Source organism: Streptomyces sp. NPDC056486, from assembly GCF_042795295.1.
Lineage (GTDB): Bacteria > Actinomycetota > Actinomycetes > Streptomycetales > Streptomycetaceae > Streptomyces.
Genome location: NZ_JBHTSF010000004.1, coordinates 15,225 through 31,523, shown reverse-complemented (window position 1 = coordinate 31,523; position 16,299 = coordinate 15,225). Strand labels below are relative to the sequence as shown.

General features: G+C 68.1%; 10 protein-coding genes and 1 pseudogene. 2 read left to right on the top strand and 9 right to left on the bottom strand.

The genetic code is table 11. The features are described 5' to 3' along the window. From ACFQ7F_RS03510 to ACFQ7F_RS03500, 3 genes are read right to left on the bottom strand one after another with little or no spacing between them, the layout of a single operon-like run. Nucleotides 1–927 carry a carbohydrate ABC transporter permease gene (locus ACFQ7F_RS03510; protein ID WP_383265416.1) on the bottom strand — a complete coding sequence of 309 codons (927 nt, stop codon included), beginning with the start codon at nt 925–927 and terminating at the stop codon, nt 1–3. Beyond that, nucleotides 924–1,946 carry an ABC transporter permease gene (locus ACFQ7F_RS03505; RefSeq protein ID WP_383265413.1) on the bottom strand — a complete coding sequence of 341 codons (1,023 nt, stop codon included), beginning with the start codon at nt 1,944–1,946 and terminating at the stop codon, nt 924–926. Before ACFQ7F_RS03505 ends, ACFQ7F_RS03510 begins: the two co-directional genes overlap by 4 nt. A gap of 1 nt (nt 1,947) precedes the next feature. Continuing rightward, entirely contained in the window at nt 1,948–3,624 is a 1,677-nt protein-coding gene (locus ACFQ7F_RS03500; RefSeq protein ID WP_383265410.1) for an extracellular solute-binding protein, read from the bottom strand. Between the two features lie 308 nt (nt 3,625–3,932). Here ACFQ7F_RS03500 and ACFQ7F_RS03495 point away from each other — a divergent pair, with 308 nt between their 5' ends. Both ACFQ7F_RS03495 and yicI read left to right on the top strand, forming a co-directional pair. Then, nucleotides 3,933–6,818, top strand: a complete 2,886-nt coding sequence (locus tag ACFQ7F_RS03495; RefSeq protein WP_383265407.1) for a glycoside hydrolase family 3 C-terminal domain-containing protein — start codon at nt 3,933–3,935, stop codon at nt 6,816–6,818. Beyond that, nucleotides 6,815–9,031 (top strand): alpha-xylosidase, encoded by a 2,217-nt coding sequence (gene yicI, locus ACFQ7F_RS03490; RefSeq protein WP_383265403.1) that lies wholly within the window; start codon nt 6,815–6,817, stop codon nt 9,029–9,031. Before ACFQ7F_RS03495 ends, yicI begins: the two co-directional genes overlap by 4 nt. A gap of 25 nt (nt 9,032–9,056) precedes the next feature. On the opposite strand, the pseudogene ACFQ7F_RS03485 reads toward yicI, so the two are convergent. From ACFQ7F_RS03485 to ACFQ7F_RS03460, 6 genes and pseudogenes are all read right to left on the bottom strand, one after another. Then, a pseudogene (locus tag ACFQ7F_RS03485) lies at nt 9,057–10,047 on the bottom strand (glycoside hydrolase family 43 protein); the annotation flags it as partial. 39 nt (nt 10,048–10,086) lie between these two features. Then, nucleotides 10,087–11,235, bottom strand: a complete 1,149-nt coding sequence (locus ACFQ7F_RS03480) for an aldose epimerase family protein (protein WP_383265400.1) — start codon at nt 11,233–11,235, stop codon at nt 10,087–10,089. A 104-nt stretch (nt 11,236–11,339) separates the two neighbouring features. Further along, the gene (gene mmsB, locus ACFQ7F_RS03475) at nt 11,340–12,569 is read right to left on the bottom strand and encodes a multiple monosaccharide ABC transporter permease (RefSeq protein WP_383265397.1); all 1,230 of its coding nucleotides are present in this window, start codon (nt 12,567–12,569) and stop codon (nt 11,340–11,342) included. 10 nt (nt 12,570–12,579) lie between these two features. Further along, complete coding sequence (gene mmsA, locus ACFQ7F_RS03470) at nt 12,580–14,118, bottom strand: multiple monosaccharide ABC transporter ATP-binding protein (protein WP_383265689.1); 1,539 nt, start codon at nt 14,116–14,118, stop codon at nt 12,580–12,582. A gap of 17 nt (nt 14,119–14,135) precedes the next feature. Next, complete coding sequence (gene chvE, locus ACFQ7F_RS03465; protein WP_383265394.1) at nt 14,136–15,254, bottom strand: multiple monosaccharide ABC transporter substrate-binding protein; 1,119 nt, start codon at nt 15,252–15,254, stop codon at nt 14,136–14,138. A 3-nt stretch (nt 15,255–15,257) separates the two neighbouring features. Further along, nucleotides 15,258–16,226, bottom strand: coding sequence for a hypothetical protein (locus tag ACFQ7F_RS03460; RefSeq protein ID WP_383265391.1), 969 nt, complete (start codon nt 16,224–16,226; stop codon nt 15,258–15,260). Between the last annotated feature and the right edge of the window lie 73 nt (nt 16,227–16,299).

The window sequence follows — 16,299 nt, the reverse complement described above, 5'->3', positions numbered from 1 at the left end:
TCAGCCCTTCACTGCGCCGGTGAGCATGCCCTGCTTGAAATGCCGCTGCACGAACGGCGAGAGGACGGCGACCGGCAGAAGTGCCAGGACCATCACGGCCATCTGGATGGCGAGCGGTGACAGGTGCCCCGTGTTGATCGCTTGGGCCAGGCCCGTCGGCTTCTGCTGTTTGATCACCAGCTGCTGCATGACGTTCTGCAGCGGCATCATGTCCGGGTCGCTGAGGTAGATCGACGCGTTGAACCAGGCGCTCCAGTAGCCCACCGCGTAGAAGAGGGTGATGACCGCGATCACCGCCCGGGAGAGGGGCATGACGATCCGCCACAGGATGCGCAGGTCCCCGGCCCCGTCGATGCGGGCGCTCTCGATCAGCTCCTGCGCCGTGCCCATGAAGAACGCCCGCAGGACGAGGATGTTGAAGACGTTCAGGGCGCTCGGCAGGATCAGCGACAGATAGGTGTCCGTGAGGCCGAGGCCCTGCACCACCAGATAGGTGGGGATGAGCCCGGCGCCGAAGAACATCGTGGCGACGATGACCAGGAGGATCGCTCGGTGCAGGACCGATCCGGGGCGCGAGAGACCGTAAGCGCACAGGACGGAGACCACCATGCTGAACAGCGTGCCGATGACCGTGACCACCACGCTGACCAGCGCGGCCCGCGACACCTGCCCGCCGCCGAGCAGCTCCTGGTAGTGGATGAAGGTGACACCTCGGGGGATCACCACCAGGCCTCCCGTCGCGGTGATCGTCTTGACCGAGGAGAGGCTGGTGACGAGCACCACCCACACCGGGAAGAGGACCGCCAGGCAGACCAGGGTCAGCGTCACACCCTTGGTGGCGAGGCCGGCCCGGGTCGGTGGCTCCTCCCACACCGGGCGCAGCCCGGACCTGCTGCCGGGCTTGATGCCGAAGTTCAGCACACTCATCGCTTGTAGACCCCCTGCTCGCCCATGAGGTGGGCGGCCTTGTTGGCCCCGAGCACCATCAGGAGGCCGAAGACGCCCTTGACGATGCCGATGGCGGCGCCGTAGCCGAAGTTGCCGTTGTCCAGGCCGGTGTTCCACACATAGGTGTCCAGGACCTCGGACGCCGTGGCGCCGACGGCGGTGCGCTGGAGCAGGATCTGCTCGAAGCCGACCGTGAGCGCGTTGCCGACCTGGAGCACGAGGAGCAGGGCCACCACCGGACGCAGCGCGGGCAGCTGGATGTGCCACATGCGCCGCCAGCGGTTCGCGCCGTCCATCGCCGATGCCTCGTACAGGTCAGGGCTGACCGCGGCCAGTGCGGCGAGGAAGACGATGACGCCCCAGCCCGCGTCCTTCCAGACCATCTCGAAGGTGACGAGGAACTTGAAGAGACCCGGGTCGGTCATCAGGTCGAAGCCCTCGTGCCCGTGGTCCCGCAGGACCTGCGCGACGAGCCCCGCCCCGCCGAACATCTGCTGGAAGACCGTGATGACAAGGACCCAGGAGAAGAAGTGCGGCAGGTACAGGATCGCCTGGGCGAGCGCCCGCACCCTGGGTCGGACGAAGCTGTTGATGAACAGCGCGAGCGCGATCGGCAGCGGGAAGAACAGCGTCAGCTGGATCGCGAAGATCGCGAGGGTGTTCCTGACCGCCTGCCAGAACAGCCGGTCCTCGACCATGTGCCGGAAGTGCTCGATGCCGATCCAGGGGCTCTGCGTCATCGCCTGGAACGCGTTGTCGGCGATATAGGGGTCGTAGTCCTGGAAGGCGACGACATTGCCGATCAGCGGCACGTAGTTGAAGACGAGCAGGAGCAGCAGCGCGGGCAGCACCATCAGGAGCAGGACGCGGTCGCGGCGCAGCCGGTGCCGCAGCGGGACGCGGGCGGGTGCCTTCTTTGTCGGGGGCGCGGCTTCGGCGGGTGTCGTTGGCGTCCGCTCGGCGGTGGTGTCTCGCGCGTGAGTCGTGCTCTGGGCCATGTCAGGACGCCGAGTCGCCGGTCTCGTCAAGCAGCTTCTTGTACCAGTCGCGCAGCTTGTCGCCGCCGCCCGACCGCCAGTCCGATGCCGCCCGCTGCATGTCGCTGACCTTCTTGCGGCCGCGCACGATGTCCTTCTCCAGGTCCTCGAACTCGGCGTCCAGTTCGGTGTACCGGGTCGGCTCGATGATCGTCATGCCGTGGAAGAGCGGCTTCTTCGTGTGCTCTCCCTGGCGCTGCTGCCACCCGACCATGCCCTCGGTGACGTCCGGCAGATCTGGATAGGCGACGAAGGGCGCGGGAGACGCCAGGTACTCGTACGTCGAGAAGACCTCGTTGTTGCCCTTGCCGTTCTTGGTGAGGACGCCGTCCTTGAACGTGTGGTGCACGCCCTCGACCCCGTACATGCGAAGGCGCTGCTCCTTAGAACCGTAGGGAGCGGCCGTGTAGTTGGCGAGGGCGAGAATGTCGCGGACGGTCTTCTCGTCGGCCTTCTCACTGATGAACGTCCAGATGTCGGCCGGCGGACGCGCGTACAGCGTGGGCGCACCGCCGTCGGCGGCGAAATAGTCGAACGCCTCCATGCGGAACTTCTTGTTGTCCACGCGCTGCACGGCCGCCTTGCCGTACCAGTCGGACAGATCCTGGCAGTACATCCAGACCTTGCCCGCCGCGCACAGGTCGCCGATGCTGCCCGTCTCGGCCTTCGCGTCGGGGTGGACGAAGCCCGCCGAGTAGAGCTTGCGCGACCACTCGAGTGCTTCGAGGTGCTCGTCGCTCTCGTAGCGGTTGACGAGCTTGCCGTCGACGAGCTTCCAGTAGTACGGCTTCTCGGGCAGCACCCCGAAGATGTTCCAGGCTGCCCAGCTCATGTCGCCGCACGCCCACACCTTGCTCTTGGGGGCGTTGAGCTGCTTGCACAGGTCGTAGAACTCCTGGGCGCTCGTGGGTGCTTCGAGCCCCTCCTTCTCGAAGAGGTCGGTGCGGTAGAACGACGCGATGTTCGGCGTGGTGGCGGAAGGCATCGGCAGGCCGCGCAGCTTGCCGCCGAAGACGGAGCGCCGCCAGGCGTCGGTGGGGATCGCGGCGAGGTTCGGGTACTCCTCGACCTTGTCGCCGCTCAAGTAAGGACCGAGGTCGGCGAACTTGTTGGCGATGGCGCTCGGTATCTTGCCGTTCAGTTCCCAGCCGGGCACGACCACGGCGTCCGGGACGCCGCTGGAGGCCAGGACCGCGCCCAGCTTCTGGCCGTACGTATCACCCTGCTGGTTCTGCCACTTGACGCGGACGCCTGCTGCCTCGTCCATCGCCGTCCAGTAGGGGTTGCCCTGCTTGGGCACGTTTCCCCAGATCGGCGCCATGACGGTGAACTCGCCGCCCTTGCCGAGCTTCTTCGGCACCGAGACCTTCAACTGGTCCGCCGGCAGCGCCTTGATGAAGCCCGCCGCCGAGCCGTTCTTGGCGGGGATGTCCGGTCCTGCGAGCTCCGACGCGGTGTACGCGGGGAGCAGGTCCTTGAGCTTCTTCCCCGTCGTGGTGCCCTCGTTGTTCGACCCGCTGCCCCCGCAGGCCGTGAGCAGTGGGGCCCCGCCGGCCACGGCGAGCGCGGCGAGGCCGGAGCCGGCGAGAAAGGTTCTCCGGCTCGAACCGGAGCTGGTGGAGAGAGAGTTCGGCGTCATTGCGTCAACCCTTCGTGGCGCGTGCCCGGACACACGGCGGTCACCGCCGGTCGGCATTCGAAGCGCTTCGATGTTGCTGCGAGGTTAAGTGAAGGCTTGAGCCGTAACAAGACTCGGTTCTGAATTCCTCTCAGGTGACCGAGAGTTCCAAGAAAGCACCAACTGGGCCGAGATTGGCGGCACATCGCGTTCCGTACCTTGACATGACCCCTGAGCGGCACAGAGCATCGAAGCGCTTCGAAGACTGCTCCGCCGCGCAAGAACGAGTCACCTCCTCCGTGCCCACCGCTCGCCAAGGGGATCCGCACGTGACCGCAAGCCCACCACCGCCCTTCCGTGACCCCGAACTGCCCCTGGATCAGCGCGTGGACGATCTCCTTTCCCGGCTGACCATCGGTGAACGCATCGCGCTCCTGCACCAGTTCACGCCCGCCGTCGAACGGCTCGGCATCGCCCCGTTCCGCACCGGACAAGAAGCCCTGCACGGTGTCGCCTGGATGGGGCCCGCCACCGTCTTCCCGCAGGCCGTCGGGCTCGGCGCCACGTGGAACGACGACCTCGTCCGCAGAGTCGGCGAGGCCGTCGGCGCCGAGACGCGCGCCATGCGTGCGCGGGACGACCGCGTCGGCCTCAACCTCTGGGCCCCGACGGTGAACCTGCTGCGCCACCCGCTGTGGGGCAGGAACGAGGAGGGCTACTCGGAGGACCCCCGGCTCACCTCCGCCATCGCCGTCGCGTACACCCGTGGCCTGCGGGGCGACCACCCGGACCACTGGCGCACCGCCCCTGTGCTCAAGCACTGGCTGGCCCACAACAACGAGACGCGCCGGGACACGTCGTCGGCGTCGGTGCGCCCGCGCGTCCTGCACGAGTACGACCTGCGGGCCTTCCGTGCGGCCGTCGAAGCGGGCGGCGTGGCCGGGGTGATGCCCGCGTACAACCTGGTCAACGGCCGCCCGAACCACCTCTCGCCGTACCTGCGCGAGCACCTGCGCACCTGGACCGACCGGGAGCTGCTCGTCTGCTCGGACGCGGGAGCGCCCAGCAACCTCGTCGACTCCGAGAAGTACTTCGACACCCACGAGGAGGCCACCGCGGCGGCGCTGATCGCGGGCGTGGACAGCTTCACCGACCACGGCACCGACGCGAGCATCATCACCGGCCGCATACAACGTGCCCTGGAGCAAGGCCTGTTGACGGAGAACGACATCGACACGGCGGTGCGCCGTCACCTTTCGGTCCGCTTCCGCCTCGGCGAGTTCGACCCCGGTCAGGGGCCGTACGCGGACCCGGCCACGCACGCCTTCGACACTCCCGGACACCGCGCGCTCGCCCAGGAGACCGCCGAGCAGGCCGTAGTCCTGCTCAAGAACGACGGTCTGCTCCCGCTGCCCGAAGGAACCCGGATCGCGGTCGTCGGACTCCTCGCCGACGAGTGCAAGACCGACTGGTACAGCGGCACCCTGATCCACCGCAGCACGCCCCTCGACGGACTGCGCGAGCGGTTCGGCGCCGACCGCGTCACCTTCACCGAAGGTGCGGACCGGGTACGCCTGAAGTGCGCGGCCGGATGGCTCCAAGTGCCGTCGGACGGCGCGGAGGGCGGACACGTCCAAGACGCCGAGATCGCCCTGGACCCGGCCCTGCTCACCGGTCGCACCGACCTGGCACCCCTGACCTGCGGCCCCGAGCCGACCGAGTTCGCCCTCGTGGACTGGGGATGCGGCACCTGGACACTGCGCGCCCCCGGCGGCCGCTACCTCTCGGTCGCCGACGACGGCTTCGTCCGCGCGTCCGCGGACCAGCCGGGCGGCTGGGTCGTACAGGAGACGTTCACGCTGGTCGGCCACGGGGACGGGTACCTCATCGAGCACAAAGGGACGGGTGGGTACGTCTCTGTCGCCGCCGACGGCGTGAAGGTTGCCGAGGAGCGGGAGGTCTTCACCGTCGAATTCCTGGAGCGCGGCGAGGACGCGGTGGCCCGCGCCGCCGCGGAGGCCGACGCCGTGATCGTCGTCGCCGGGAACGACCCCCACATCAACGGCCGCGAGACCCAGGACCGCACGACACTCGCCCTGCCGCCCCACCAGGAGCGGCTGTGGCGCGCGGCGCGAGCCGCCAACCCCCGCACCGCGCTCGCCCTGGTCTCCGCCTATCCGTACGCGGTCGCCGACGCCCACGCCCAGTTGCCCGCACTCCTGTGGGCCGCGCACGGCGGGCAGGCCGCGGGCACCGCGCTCGCGCGGGTCCTCGCGGGTGACGTCTCCCCGGCCGGACGCCTCCCGCAGACCTGGTACGCGGCCGACACCGACCTGCCCGGCCTGCTCGACTACGACGTCATCGGCTCACGGCAGACCTATCTCTACTTCGACGGCACCCCGCTCTACCCGTTCGGGCACGGCCTGGGTTACTCCTCCTTCGCGTACGAGGACTTGGTGGCCGCCCGCGAAGGGGAGCTGCTCCGGGTCGCGTTCACCGTCACCAACACCGGACCTCGCGCCGCGGACGAGGTGGCCCAGCTCTACACCCGGGCCCCCCGGGAAGCCGCCGCGGCCCTCGCCCTGCCGCACCGTCAGCTGGCCGCACACCGCCGCGTCCACCTCGCGGCCGGGGCCGCACGCCGCCTGGAGTTCCAACTGCCGCTGTCCGAGCTCGCGTTCTGGGACGTGCGGCACGACCGCTGGGCCGTGCCGCCGGGCGCGTACGAGGTGCTTGCCGGAGCATCGAGCAGTGACATCCGGCTCGCGACGACCGTCGACATCGAGGGCGACGCGATCGCCGCAAGGCCGGTGCGCGGGTCGGGCCTGGCCGCGACCGGCTACGACGAACAGAACGGCACCGAGATCGTCGACCGCGCCAGGACGAGCGGCGACGCCGTGCGCGCGGTGGACGGCGGCGCGGGTGAACTGCTGTTCCGTGACTGCGACTTCGGCGACGGGGTATGCGGCGTCTCGGTCGAGACCGCCGGAGCGGGAGCCGTCGACCTCATCTCGGGCAGCACCGCCACCACCGTGACCGTCCCGGAGACCGGCGGCGTGTACGACTACGCCCTGGGCACCTCCGGTTTCACCGTCTCCGGAGTACGTGATCTGCGCGTGCGGCTGCGCGGCCCTCTGCGGCTCGCACGGCTCGCCTTCACCGCCACCGCACAGCAGAAGTCACAGCAGAAGGCACAGCAGAAGGAGACCGCATGAAGTTCACCGACGGTTTCTGGCTGATGCGCGAGGGGGTGCGCGCCTCGTACGCGACCGACGTGCGTGACATCCGGGAAGGCGAGGGACGGTTCACGGCGTACGCCGCCGTCCACCGGGTCCGCGAACGCGGCGACACCCTCAACACGCCGCTCGTCACCGTCGAATGCTTCTCGCCCGCAGAAGGCGTGATCGGCGTCCGGGCGACGCACCACGCGGGAAAGGCCGCGCACGGACCGGAGTTCAGCCTGAACCGGGACGAGACCGCGGGCGCGGGCATCCTCAAGCGCGAAGGCACCCTCACCGAACTCACCAGCGGCCCGCTCACCGTGCGCCTGGACACCGACAAGCCCTGGGGCCTGGAATTCCTCGACGCCGACGGGCAGCGCCTTACGGCCGTCGAGCGCAGAGGCACCGGCTTCGCCACCGCGCCCGACGGCAGCCACCACATGATCGGGCAACTCGCCCTGGGCGTAGGCGAGTACATCTACGGCCTCGGCGAACGCTTCACCCCGTACGTCAAGAACGGCCAGAACGTCGACATCTGGCAGGCCGACGGCGGCACCAGCAGCGAGCAGGCCTACAAGAACATCCCCTTCCACCTCTCCTCGCGCGGCTACGGCGTCTTCGTCAACCACCCCGGCAAGGTCTCCTACGAGATCGGCTCCGAGTCCGTCGGCCAGGTCCAGTTCAGCGTCCAGGACCAGTCGATCGAGTACTACGTCATCGCGGGCCCCACACCCAAGGACGTCCTGCGCCGCTACACCGGCCTGACCGGCCGCCCCGCGCTGCCGCCCGCCTGGTCGTTCGGCCTGTGGCTGACGACCTCCTTCTGCACGCCCTACGACGAGGAGACCGTCACCGCCTTCGTCGACGGCATGGCCGAGCGCGACATCCCGCTCGGCGTCTTTCACTTCGACTGCTTCTGGATGCGCGAGTACCAGTGGACCGACTTCCGCTGGGACCCGGACGTCTTCCCCGACCCGGAGGGCATGCTGCGCAGACTCCGCGAGCGCGGCCTGAAGGTCAGCGTGTGGATCAACCCGTACATCGCGCAGAAGTCCGAACTCTTCGCCGAGGCCGTAGCCCAGGGGTATCTCGTCCGGCGGCCGAACGGCGACATCTGGCAGTGGGACCTCTGGCAGCCCGGCATGGCCCTCGTGGACTTCACGAACCCGGCAGCACGCGAGTGGTACGCGGGCCAGTTGCGCACGCTGCTCGACATGGGGGTCGACTGCTTCAAGACCGACTTCGGCGAGCGCGTCCCCACCGACGTCGTCTGGCACGACGGCTCGGACCCCGAGCGCATGCACAACTACTACGCGCAGCTCTACAACAGCACGGTCTTCGAACTCCTGGAGAAGGAACGCGGCCCAGGACAGGCGGTCCTCTTCGCCCGCTCTGCGACGGCGGGCGGCCAGCAGTTCCCCGTGCACTGGGGCGGCGACTGTTTCGCCTCGCTCGGCGCCATGGCCGAGTCCTTGCGCGGCGGCCTCTCCCTCTCGCTCTCCGGCTTCGGCTTCTGGAGCCACGACATCGGCGGCTTCGAGGGCACCCCGGACCCGGCGGTCTTCAAGCGCTGGCTCGCCTTCGGCCTGCTCTCCTCGCACAGCCGTCTGCACGGCAACGTCTCCTACCGGGTGCCGTGGGCCTTCGGCGAAGAGGCGGTCGACGTGGCACGGAAGTTCACGCTGCTCAAGCACCGCCTCATGCCGTACCTGTACGGCGCCGCCGTCGAGGCCCACCGCACGGGCATCCCCGTCATGCGCCCCATGCTCCTGGACTTCCCGGACGACCCCGCCTGCCGCACCCTGGACCGGCAGTACATGCTCGGCCCCGACCTCCTGGTCGCCCCCGTCTTCACCGCCGAGGGCGACGTCGAGTTCTACGTCCCCGAAGGCACCTGGACCCACCTGCTGACCGGCGAGACCGTCCAGGGCCCCGCATGGCGACGCGAGACCCACGGCTTCGACAGCCTTCCCCTGTACGTACGCCCCGGCGCCCTGCTCCCGCTGGGCGCCGACGACCAGCGCCCCGACGGCGACTGGCTGAAGGACCTCACCCTTCTGGTCACGCCGGACACGGACGGAGCCGAGATCACCGTGCCCGACCTGGACGGCAGGCCCGCGACCGTCTTCCGCGCGGTACGGGACGGCGAGGAGGTCCGGGTCACATCGGAGGGTGCCGCAACCACCTTCCGGGTGCGGCCGGTGTAGAGCAGTACAGCGCTGCGGCAGGTGCCGAGCAGCCGGTCGTACTCCGCCTGGGTCACCGGCAGAACCGTGCCGTGCCGGGCGCCCGCCGGCAGAGCGGCGTCCTTCGTCTCGGTCCACTTGCCCGACGCGAGGTCCGTCGTCTCGAAGAGGACATAACCGCGCCCGCCGAACTCGTCGATGAGCATGTACCACTTGTCCCCGGTGTTGGCCTTGAACACCGCGGGCCCCTCGCCCCGGTCGATCACACCCTTTCCGACGCAGTCGGCCACGAAGTCGTACGACGTGTCCGTCAGGGTCCTGGACTTCTCAGCGGTGATGAACTTCGAGCAGGGCGTGCCGGACGCGGGGTCCCGCTCGTCCTTGGTGAAGCGGTAGTAGTCGCGGCCGTCCTTGACCACCGTGGAGTCGATCACCGAGTAACCCGGGTCGTTCCAGACTTTGGGCTTGCTGAAGGTGCGGAAGTCCTTGGTCGTCGCGGACAGCATCTTGTTGTACGTCGAGCCGGTGTGGTCCGGATCGTCGTCGCCGTAGACCTTGGACGCCCAGAAGACGACGTACGCCTTCAGCTTCTCGTCGTAGTACGCCTCAGGGGCCCAGGTGTTGCCCGCCGTGTCCGGGGCGACCTTCACCAGGCGCTGGTCGGTCCAGTGCACCAGGTCGGTGGACTCCCACACCATGACCGACTTGCTCCCGGTGCGCTGCACCTGGTCCCAGCTGCCGCCGCTCCCGCCGTACATCCGCAGGTCGGTGGCGATCTGGTAGAACTTGTCGCCCTTCGGCGAGCGGATGATGAACGGGTCGCGCAGCCCCTTGGTGCCGAGCTGCGAGGTGAGTACGGGCTTGCCGCCGTTCAGCTCCTGGTAGCGCGTGGGATCGTTGCCGCGGCTGAGCGCCATGCGGATCTGCTCGCCGTCGGCGGTGCCTTCACCGGTGAAGTAGCTGAAGAGGTAACCGGCGTACTTCTGCTTGGCATGGGTCGGCTCCGCGTGCGCGGGCGTTGCGAGCAGACCGGCCATCAGGGCAAGGAGCGGGATCAGAATTCTTCGGCGCACGGCTCAGCGCGCCGAGAAGCTGTGCACCGTGCTCGACCGGTAGGTCTGGCCGGGCCGCAGCACCGTCGAGGGGAACTTGGGCTGGTTGGGGGAGTCCGGGAAGTGCTGCGTCTCCAGGCACAGGCCGTCGCCCTGCCGGTAGGTGCGCCCCGAAGGCCCGGTGAGGGTGCCGTCCAGGAAGTTCCCGGAGTAGAACTGCACACCCGGCTCGGTCGTGGCGATCTTCAGGGCGCGCCCCGACCCGGGGTCCCGCAGCGTCGCGAAGTGCTCGGGGCGCTTCGTGACGCCCTTGTCCAGGACCCAGTTGTGGTCGAATCCCTTGGCGGTCACCAGCTGCTCGTGCGAGACCCGGATGTCCTCGCCGACCGTCTTCGCGCGCCGGAAGTCGAAGGGCGTGCCCGCCACCTTCGCAAGATCACCCGTCGGGATGAGACCGGCGTCGGTGGGCGTGAACCGGGCGGCGGCCAGGGCCAGTTCATGGCCGAGGATGTCGCCGCTGCCCTCGCCCGCGAGGTTGTAGTACGTGTGGTTCGTCAGGTTCACCACGGTGGCCTTGTCCGTGGTCGCCGCGTAGTCGATGCGCCAGTCGCCGCGTTCGGTGAGGGTGTATGTCACCGTCACCCGCAGCGTGCCGGGATAGCCCATCTCGCCGTCGACGCTCGTGTAGTGCAGGCGCAGGCCGACGCCGGAGGAGTCCTTGAACGGCTCGACGTCCCACACCCGCGTGTTGAAGCCCTTGGCCCCGCCGTGCAGGCTGTTCTCGCCGTCGTTCACGGAGAGCTGGTGGGTCTTGCCGTCCAGGGTGAAGCGGCCCTTGGCTATGCGGTTGCCGTAGCGGCCGATCGTCGCGCCGAAGAAGGTGGTTCCGGCGACGTACTCCTCGATGGTGTCGTAGCCGAGGGAGACATTGGTGTACCGGCCGTGCCGGTCGGGCAGTTCGAGGTACTGCACGATGCCCCCGTACGAAAGCACCTTCATACGGGTGCCGCCGTTGGCCAGGGACCAGCGGTACACCTTGGTGCCGTCGGCCAGCTTCCCGAACAGCTCCTTGGTGGGCGTGCGGCCCGCTGAGGCGTACGAGGTGCCCGCGACGGCGGCGGTGAGCCCGACGGCGGTGGCCGATGCCAGGACGGTGCGTCTGCTCGTTTCCATGTGCGGCTCCTAGTTCTCAGCCCGTCCGGCGAGTGAGGACGAGCCCGCAGGGCGATCTGCGGTGCGATGGATCACGGGGCGAGGCAGGGTCGGTCAACTGGGTCTCAACGCCCCACCTTGCGCTTGTTCCAGACGTCGAACCCGACAGCGGCAAGCAGCACGAGCCCCTTGATGACCTGCTGGTAGTCGGTGCCGATGTTGACCAGGGACATGCCGTTGTTGAGGACACCGAGCACCAGGCCACCGATCACGGCGCCCATCACCGTGCCGACGCCGCCGCTCATCGACGCGCCGCCGATGAACGAGGCCGCGATCGCCTCGAGTTCGAAGTTCAGGCCCGCCTGCGGAGTGCCCGCGTTGAGACGGGCGGCGTACACACAGCCCGCGAGCGCAGCAAGAACGCCCATGTTGACGAAGATCAGGAAGGTGACGCGCTTGTCCTTGACGCCGGACAGCTTCGCCGCCGCCTTGTTGCCGCCGAGGGCGTAGATGTGGCGCCCGACGACCGCGTTGCGCATGACATAGCCGAGGGCGATCAGGAGGCCGCACATGATGAGAAGGACCACGGGTACGCCGTGGAAGCTGGCGAGGGTCAGCGTGAAGGCGATGACGGCGGCGGAGATCGCCACCAGCTTGGCCGCCCACAGGCCCGTCGGCATCACGTCGAGGTCGTAGGCCAGCTGCTGCTTGCGGCTGCGCCATTCGCGGAAGAGCAGGAACACGACCGTCACGAAGCCGAGCACCAGTGTCGGGTTGTGGTACTGCGTGTACGGGCCCATCTCGGGGATGAAGCCCTTGGCGATGTTCTGGAAGCCCTCGGGGAAGGGCGAGAGCGACTGGCCCTCGAGGACGATCTGCGTCAGACCTCGGAAGAGCAGCATGCCGGCAAGCGTCACGATGAACGACGGGATGCCGACGTAGGCGATGAAGAAGCCCTGCCACGCTCCCGCGACCGCGCCGATGAGGAGCGAGAGGACGAGCGCGAGCACCCAGGGCATGTCGTGTTTGACCATCATCACCGCCGACATGGCGCCGACGAAGGCGACCAACGAGCCGACGGACAAATCGATATGACCGGCGATGATCACAATCATCATGCCGATGGCCAGGATGAGGATGTAGCCGTTCTGCTGAATCAGGTTGGAGACGTTGTTCGGCAGGAGGAGTGTGCCGTCGGTCCAGATCTGGAACAGGATGACGATGAAGGCCAGGGCGACGAGCATGCCGTACTGGCGCATGTTGGAGCGCACGCTCTGCAGCAGCAGAGCACCGGTGGACTCCTTGGCGGGCGGCGTGGACGACGTGTCACTCGGTGGCGTGGTCGTGGTGGTCATGGCGGATGCCTCAGCTTCTGTTCTTGGTCATGTGGCGCATCAGGAGTTCCTGGGTGGCGTCCGCGCGGTCGACCTCGCCGGTCAGCCTGCCCTCGGCCATCGTGTAGATCCGGTCGCACATCCCGAGCAGCTCGGGAAGCTCGGAGGAGATGAAGAGCACCGCCTTGCCCGAGGCCGCCAGCTTGTCGATGACGGTGTAGATCTCGAACTTGGCGCCGATGTCGATGCCGCGCGTCGGCTCGTCGAGGATCAGGACCTCGGGATCGGCGTGGATCCACTTGCTCAGGACGACCTTCTGCTGATTGCCGCCGGAGAGCCGCCCCACCTGTTCGAAGACGGTGGGGGCCTTGATGTTCATCGACTTGCGGTAGCGCTCGGAGACGGAGCGTTCCTGGTGCTCGTCGACGAAGCCGTCCTTGCGCCGCATCCCCGAGAGGGAGGCCAGGGAGATGTTGCGGTTGATGTTGTCGATGAGGTTCAGGCCGTACTGCTTGCGGTCCTCGGTGACGTACGCGATCCCGGCGTCGACAGCGGCGGGCACGTTCTTCGTGACGACCTCGCGCCCGCTGACGGCCACTGTCCCGGCGACGTACTGCCCGTATGAACGCCCGAAGACGGACATCGCGAGCTCCGTGCGGCCCGCGCCCATCAGGCCCGCGATGCCGACGATCTCGCCGCGCCGCACGGTCAGCGACACGTCGTCGACGACCTTGCGCTGGTGGTCGACCGGGTGCCGCACCGTCCAGCCCTGTACGGACAGGGCAAGGGAGCCCGCGTCCTCGCCCTCATAGGGCGTGCGGTCGGGGAAGCGGTTGTCGAGGTCGCGGCCGACCATGCCGCGAATGATGCGGTCCTCCGACAACTGCGGTTCGGACGACGGAGTCTCACGGACCGTCAGGGTCTCGATGGTCTGCCCGTCGCGCAGGATCGTCACCGAGTCGGTGATGGCCCGGATCTCGTTCAGCTTGTGCGAGATGATAATGCAGGCGATGCCCTGATCGCGCAGCTCCAGGATGAGATCGAGGAGCTTGGCGCTGTCCCCGTCGTTGAGGGCGGCCGTCGGCTCGTCCAGGATGAGCAGCTTCACCTCCTTCGACAGGGCCTTGGCGATCTCCACGAGCTGCTGCTTGCCCACGCCGATGTCGGCCACCGGAGTCTGCGGCTTCTCGCTCAGGCCGACCCGCTTGAGCAGTGCGCTCGCCCTGCGCAGCGTGTCGTTCCAGTCGATGAAGCCCCGGCTGCTCTGTTCGTTGCCCAGGAAGATGTTCTCGGCGATCGACAGATACGGGACGAGCGCCAGCTCCTGATGGATGATCACGATGCCGTGCTTCTCGCTGGCGCGGATGTCCTTGAAGGCCATCTGCTTGCCCTCGAAGTGGATCTCGCCGTCGTAACTGCCGTGCTCGTGAACGCCGCTGAGGACCTTCATCAGCGTCGACTTGCCCGCGCCGTTCTCGCCGCAGATCGCGTGGATCTCCCCGGGGCCCACGGTCAGATTCACATCGGAGAGCGCCTTGACGCCGGGGAACGTCTTGGTGATGTTGCGCATCTCCAGCACGGGCGCGCTCACTTGAGCTGCCCAGCCTTGAAGTAACCCTCGTCGATCAGGAGTTGGGTGTTGGACTTGTCGATGCTGACCGGGTCGAGGAGGAAGGACGGCACGGTCTTCTTGCCGTTGTTGTAGTCCTTGGTGTTGTTGACCTTCGGCTTCTTGTCGTTCAGGACCGCGTCGCCCATGGACACCGTCTGCGCCGCCAGCTTGCGGGTGTCCTTGAACACCGTCTGCGTCTGCTCGCCGCGGATGATGGACTTCACCGACGCGAGCTCCGCGTCCTGGCCCGTGATCACCGGCAGAGGGTCGCTCTTGGAGCCGTAACCGGCGCTCTTCAGCGCGGAGATGATGCCGATCGAGATCCCGTCGTACGGCGAGAGGACCGCGTCGACCTTGTCGGAGCCGTAGTTCTTGCTGATCAGGTCGTCCATGCGCTTCTGCGCGGTGCCGCCGTCCCAGCGCAGTGTGGTGGCCTGGTTCATCTTCGTCTGCTTGCTGCGGACGGTGAGCTGACCGCTCTTGAAGTACGGCTCGAGCACCTTCATGGCGCCGGTCCAGAAGTACTTGGTGTTGTTGTCGTCCGGCGAGCCCGCGAACAGTTCGATGTTCTTCGTGTCGCCGCCCTTCTCGGGCTTGCCGAGCTTCAGCTTCTTGACGATGTACTGGGCTTCGAGGCGGCCGACGCGCTCGTTGTCGAACGACGCGTAGTAGTCGACGTACGGCGTGCCGAGGATGAGGCGATCGTACGAGATCACGGGGATGCCCGCGTCGTGCGCGCGCTGCAGGACCTCGGTGAGCGCGGAGCCGTCGATGGCGGCGACCACCAGGAGGCTGCGCCCCTTGGTGATCATGTTCTCCAGCTGGGCGATCTGGTTCTCGACCTTGTCGTCGCCGTACTGCAGGTCGGTCTTGTAGCCGGCCTTCTGGAACTGCTTGGCCATGTTGTTGCCGTCGGCTATCCACCGCTCGGAGGCCTTGGTCGGCATCGCGAGTCCGATGGTGCTGCCCTTGCCCTCGTCCGGTTTGTAGCGGCTGCCGCCCTTGGCCTCCTGGCCGCAGGCCGCCAGCGAGCCGATCATGACGACGGTGGCCACAGCGGCGGTGAGTCGCATGCGGGATATGCGGGTTCTCATGGATCAGTCCCCTTCCGGGACGGGGAAGCGCTGGAGCTCGCCGGGCAGGCGTGCGCCGAGCGGCGACATCCCGCCGCCGGCGCCGTGCCGGGCGAGCAGATCGAGGGTGAGGCGTCCGCGGCGGACCCGCTCGCGGGCGGTGGCCAGGGTGTGGTCGCGCAGGTGGGCGCCGTAGGGATAGATGCCGGGGGACTTGCTCAGGCCGAACTTGAGGTAGAGCGGTGCGCCGCGCCGGATCAGCTCGGCCGCCTCGTACGTCCGGACGTAGCCGCCGAGGTCGTCGGGCGCCTCGACGTACAGGTCCATCGGGGCGCGGCTTGCCCGGCGGATCTCCGTCAGGTGGGCCAGGGTGAGGTCGGACGGAATGTTGAGGGAGTCGGCGCCGAGCCGCTCGTAGACCGCGTACGAGGCCGGGTTGACCGGGCCGATCAGGGCCGAGACCTTGAACGTGGTGTCGGCGGGGAGCACACCGGCGACGCGCAGCCGGTGCAGCGTCCACAGCACGCCCTCATCGGCGACGAGCAGGCAGCGCACCCCCAACTCCGTGGCGCGCACCGCGTCCTCGACACATCCGGCGAGCGCGTCATGGCCGCGCGAGCGAAGCCCTCCGCCGCCGGAGTCGGTGCGGGTCGCGGCGCCGATGTCCCAGGTGCCGCGCGGTCCTGTGAACAGGCAGAGCTCGATGTCCCGTTCGGCGCAGGCCTCGACCATCTCGGTGATCTCGACGTCGGAGAGCATCCAGATTCCGCTGCCCTGGCTGATCCGGTGGATCGGCACATCGAGGCGCGAGCTCTCCTTGAGGACGACGGCGAGCGCTTCGGGTCCCTCCACGGAGGGGATCTCGGTGCGCCAGGTGCCGCCGTCGGGGAACGCGTGCGGCGACGCGTCCGCAGGATCGACGGCGGGTACGGGGTGCCCGATGCGGGCTAGGGCGTCGACGCCGGGGCGGCGGGGTGCTGACGGGCTGGTCACGGGACTCCCATACGCAGTGAATTCTGCTGTGTTCGATATTTCGTACGCCGGTCGGTTCACGGTGTGTGCACGG

Excerpts from the sequence above, each read along its gene's own strand:
- mmsA (WP_383265689.1), bottom strand. The coding sequence starts at position 14,118 with ATGCGCAACATCACCAAGACGTTCCCCGGCGTCAAGGCGCTCTCCGAT.
- mmsB (WP_383265397.1), bottom strand. The coding sequence starts at position 12,569 with ATGACCACCACGACCACGCCACCGAGTGACACGTCGTCCACGCCGCCC.
- chvE (WP_383265394.1), bottom strand. The coding sequence starts at position 15,254 with ATGAGAACCCGCATATCCCGCATGCGACTCACCGCCGCTGTGGCCACC.
- ACFQ7F_RS03480 (WP_383265400.1), bottom strand. The coding sequence starts at position 11,235 with ATGGAAACGAGCAGACGCACCGTCCTGGCATCGGCCACCGCCGTCGGG.
- ACFQ7F_RS03510 (WP_383265416.1), bottom strand. The coding sequence starts at position 927 with ATGAGTGTGCTGAACTTCGGCATCAAGCCCGGCAGCAGGTCCGGGCTG.
- yicI (WP_383265403.1), top strand. The coding sequence starts at position 6,815 with ATGAAGTTCACCGACGGTTTCTGGCTGATGCGCGAGGGGGTGCGCGCC.
- ACFQ7F_RS03505 (WP_383265413.1), bottom strand. The coding sequence starts at position 1,946 with ATGGCCCAGAGCACGACTCACGCGCGAGACACCACCGCCGAGCGGACG.
- ACFQ7F_RS03500 (WP_383265410.1), bottom strand. The coding sequence starts at position 3,624 with ATGACGCCGAACTCTCTCTCCACCAGCTCCGGTTCGAGCCGGAGAACC.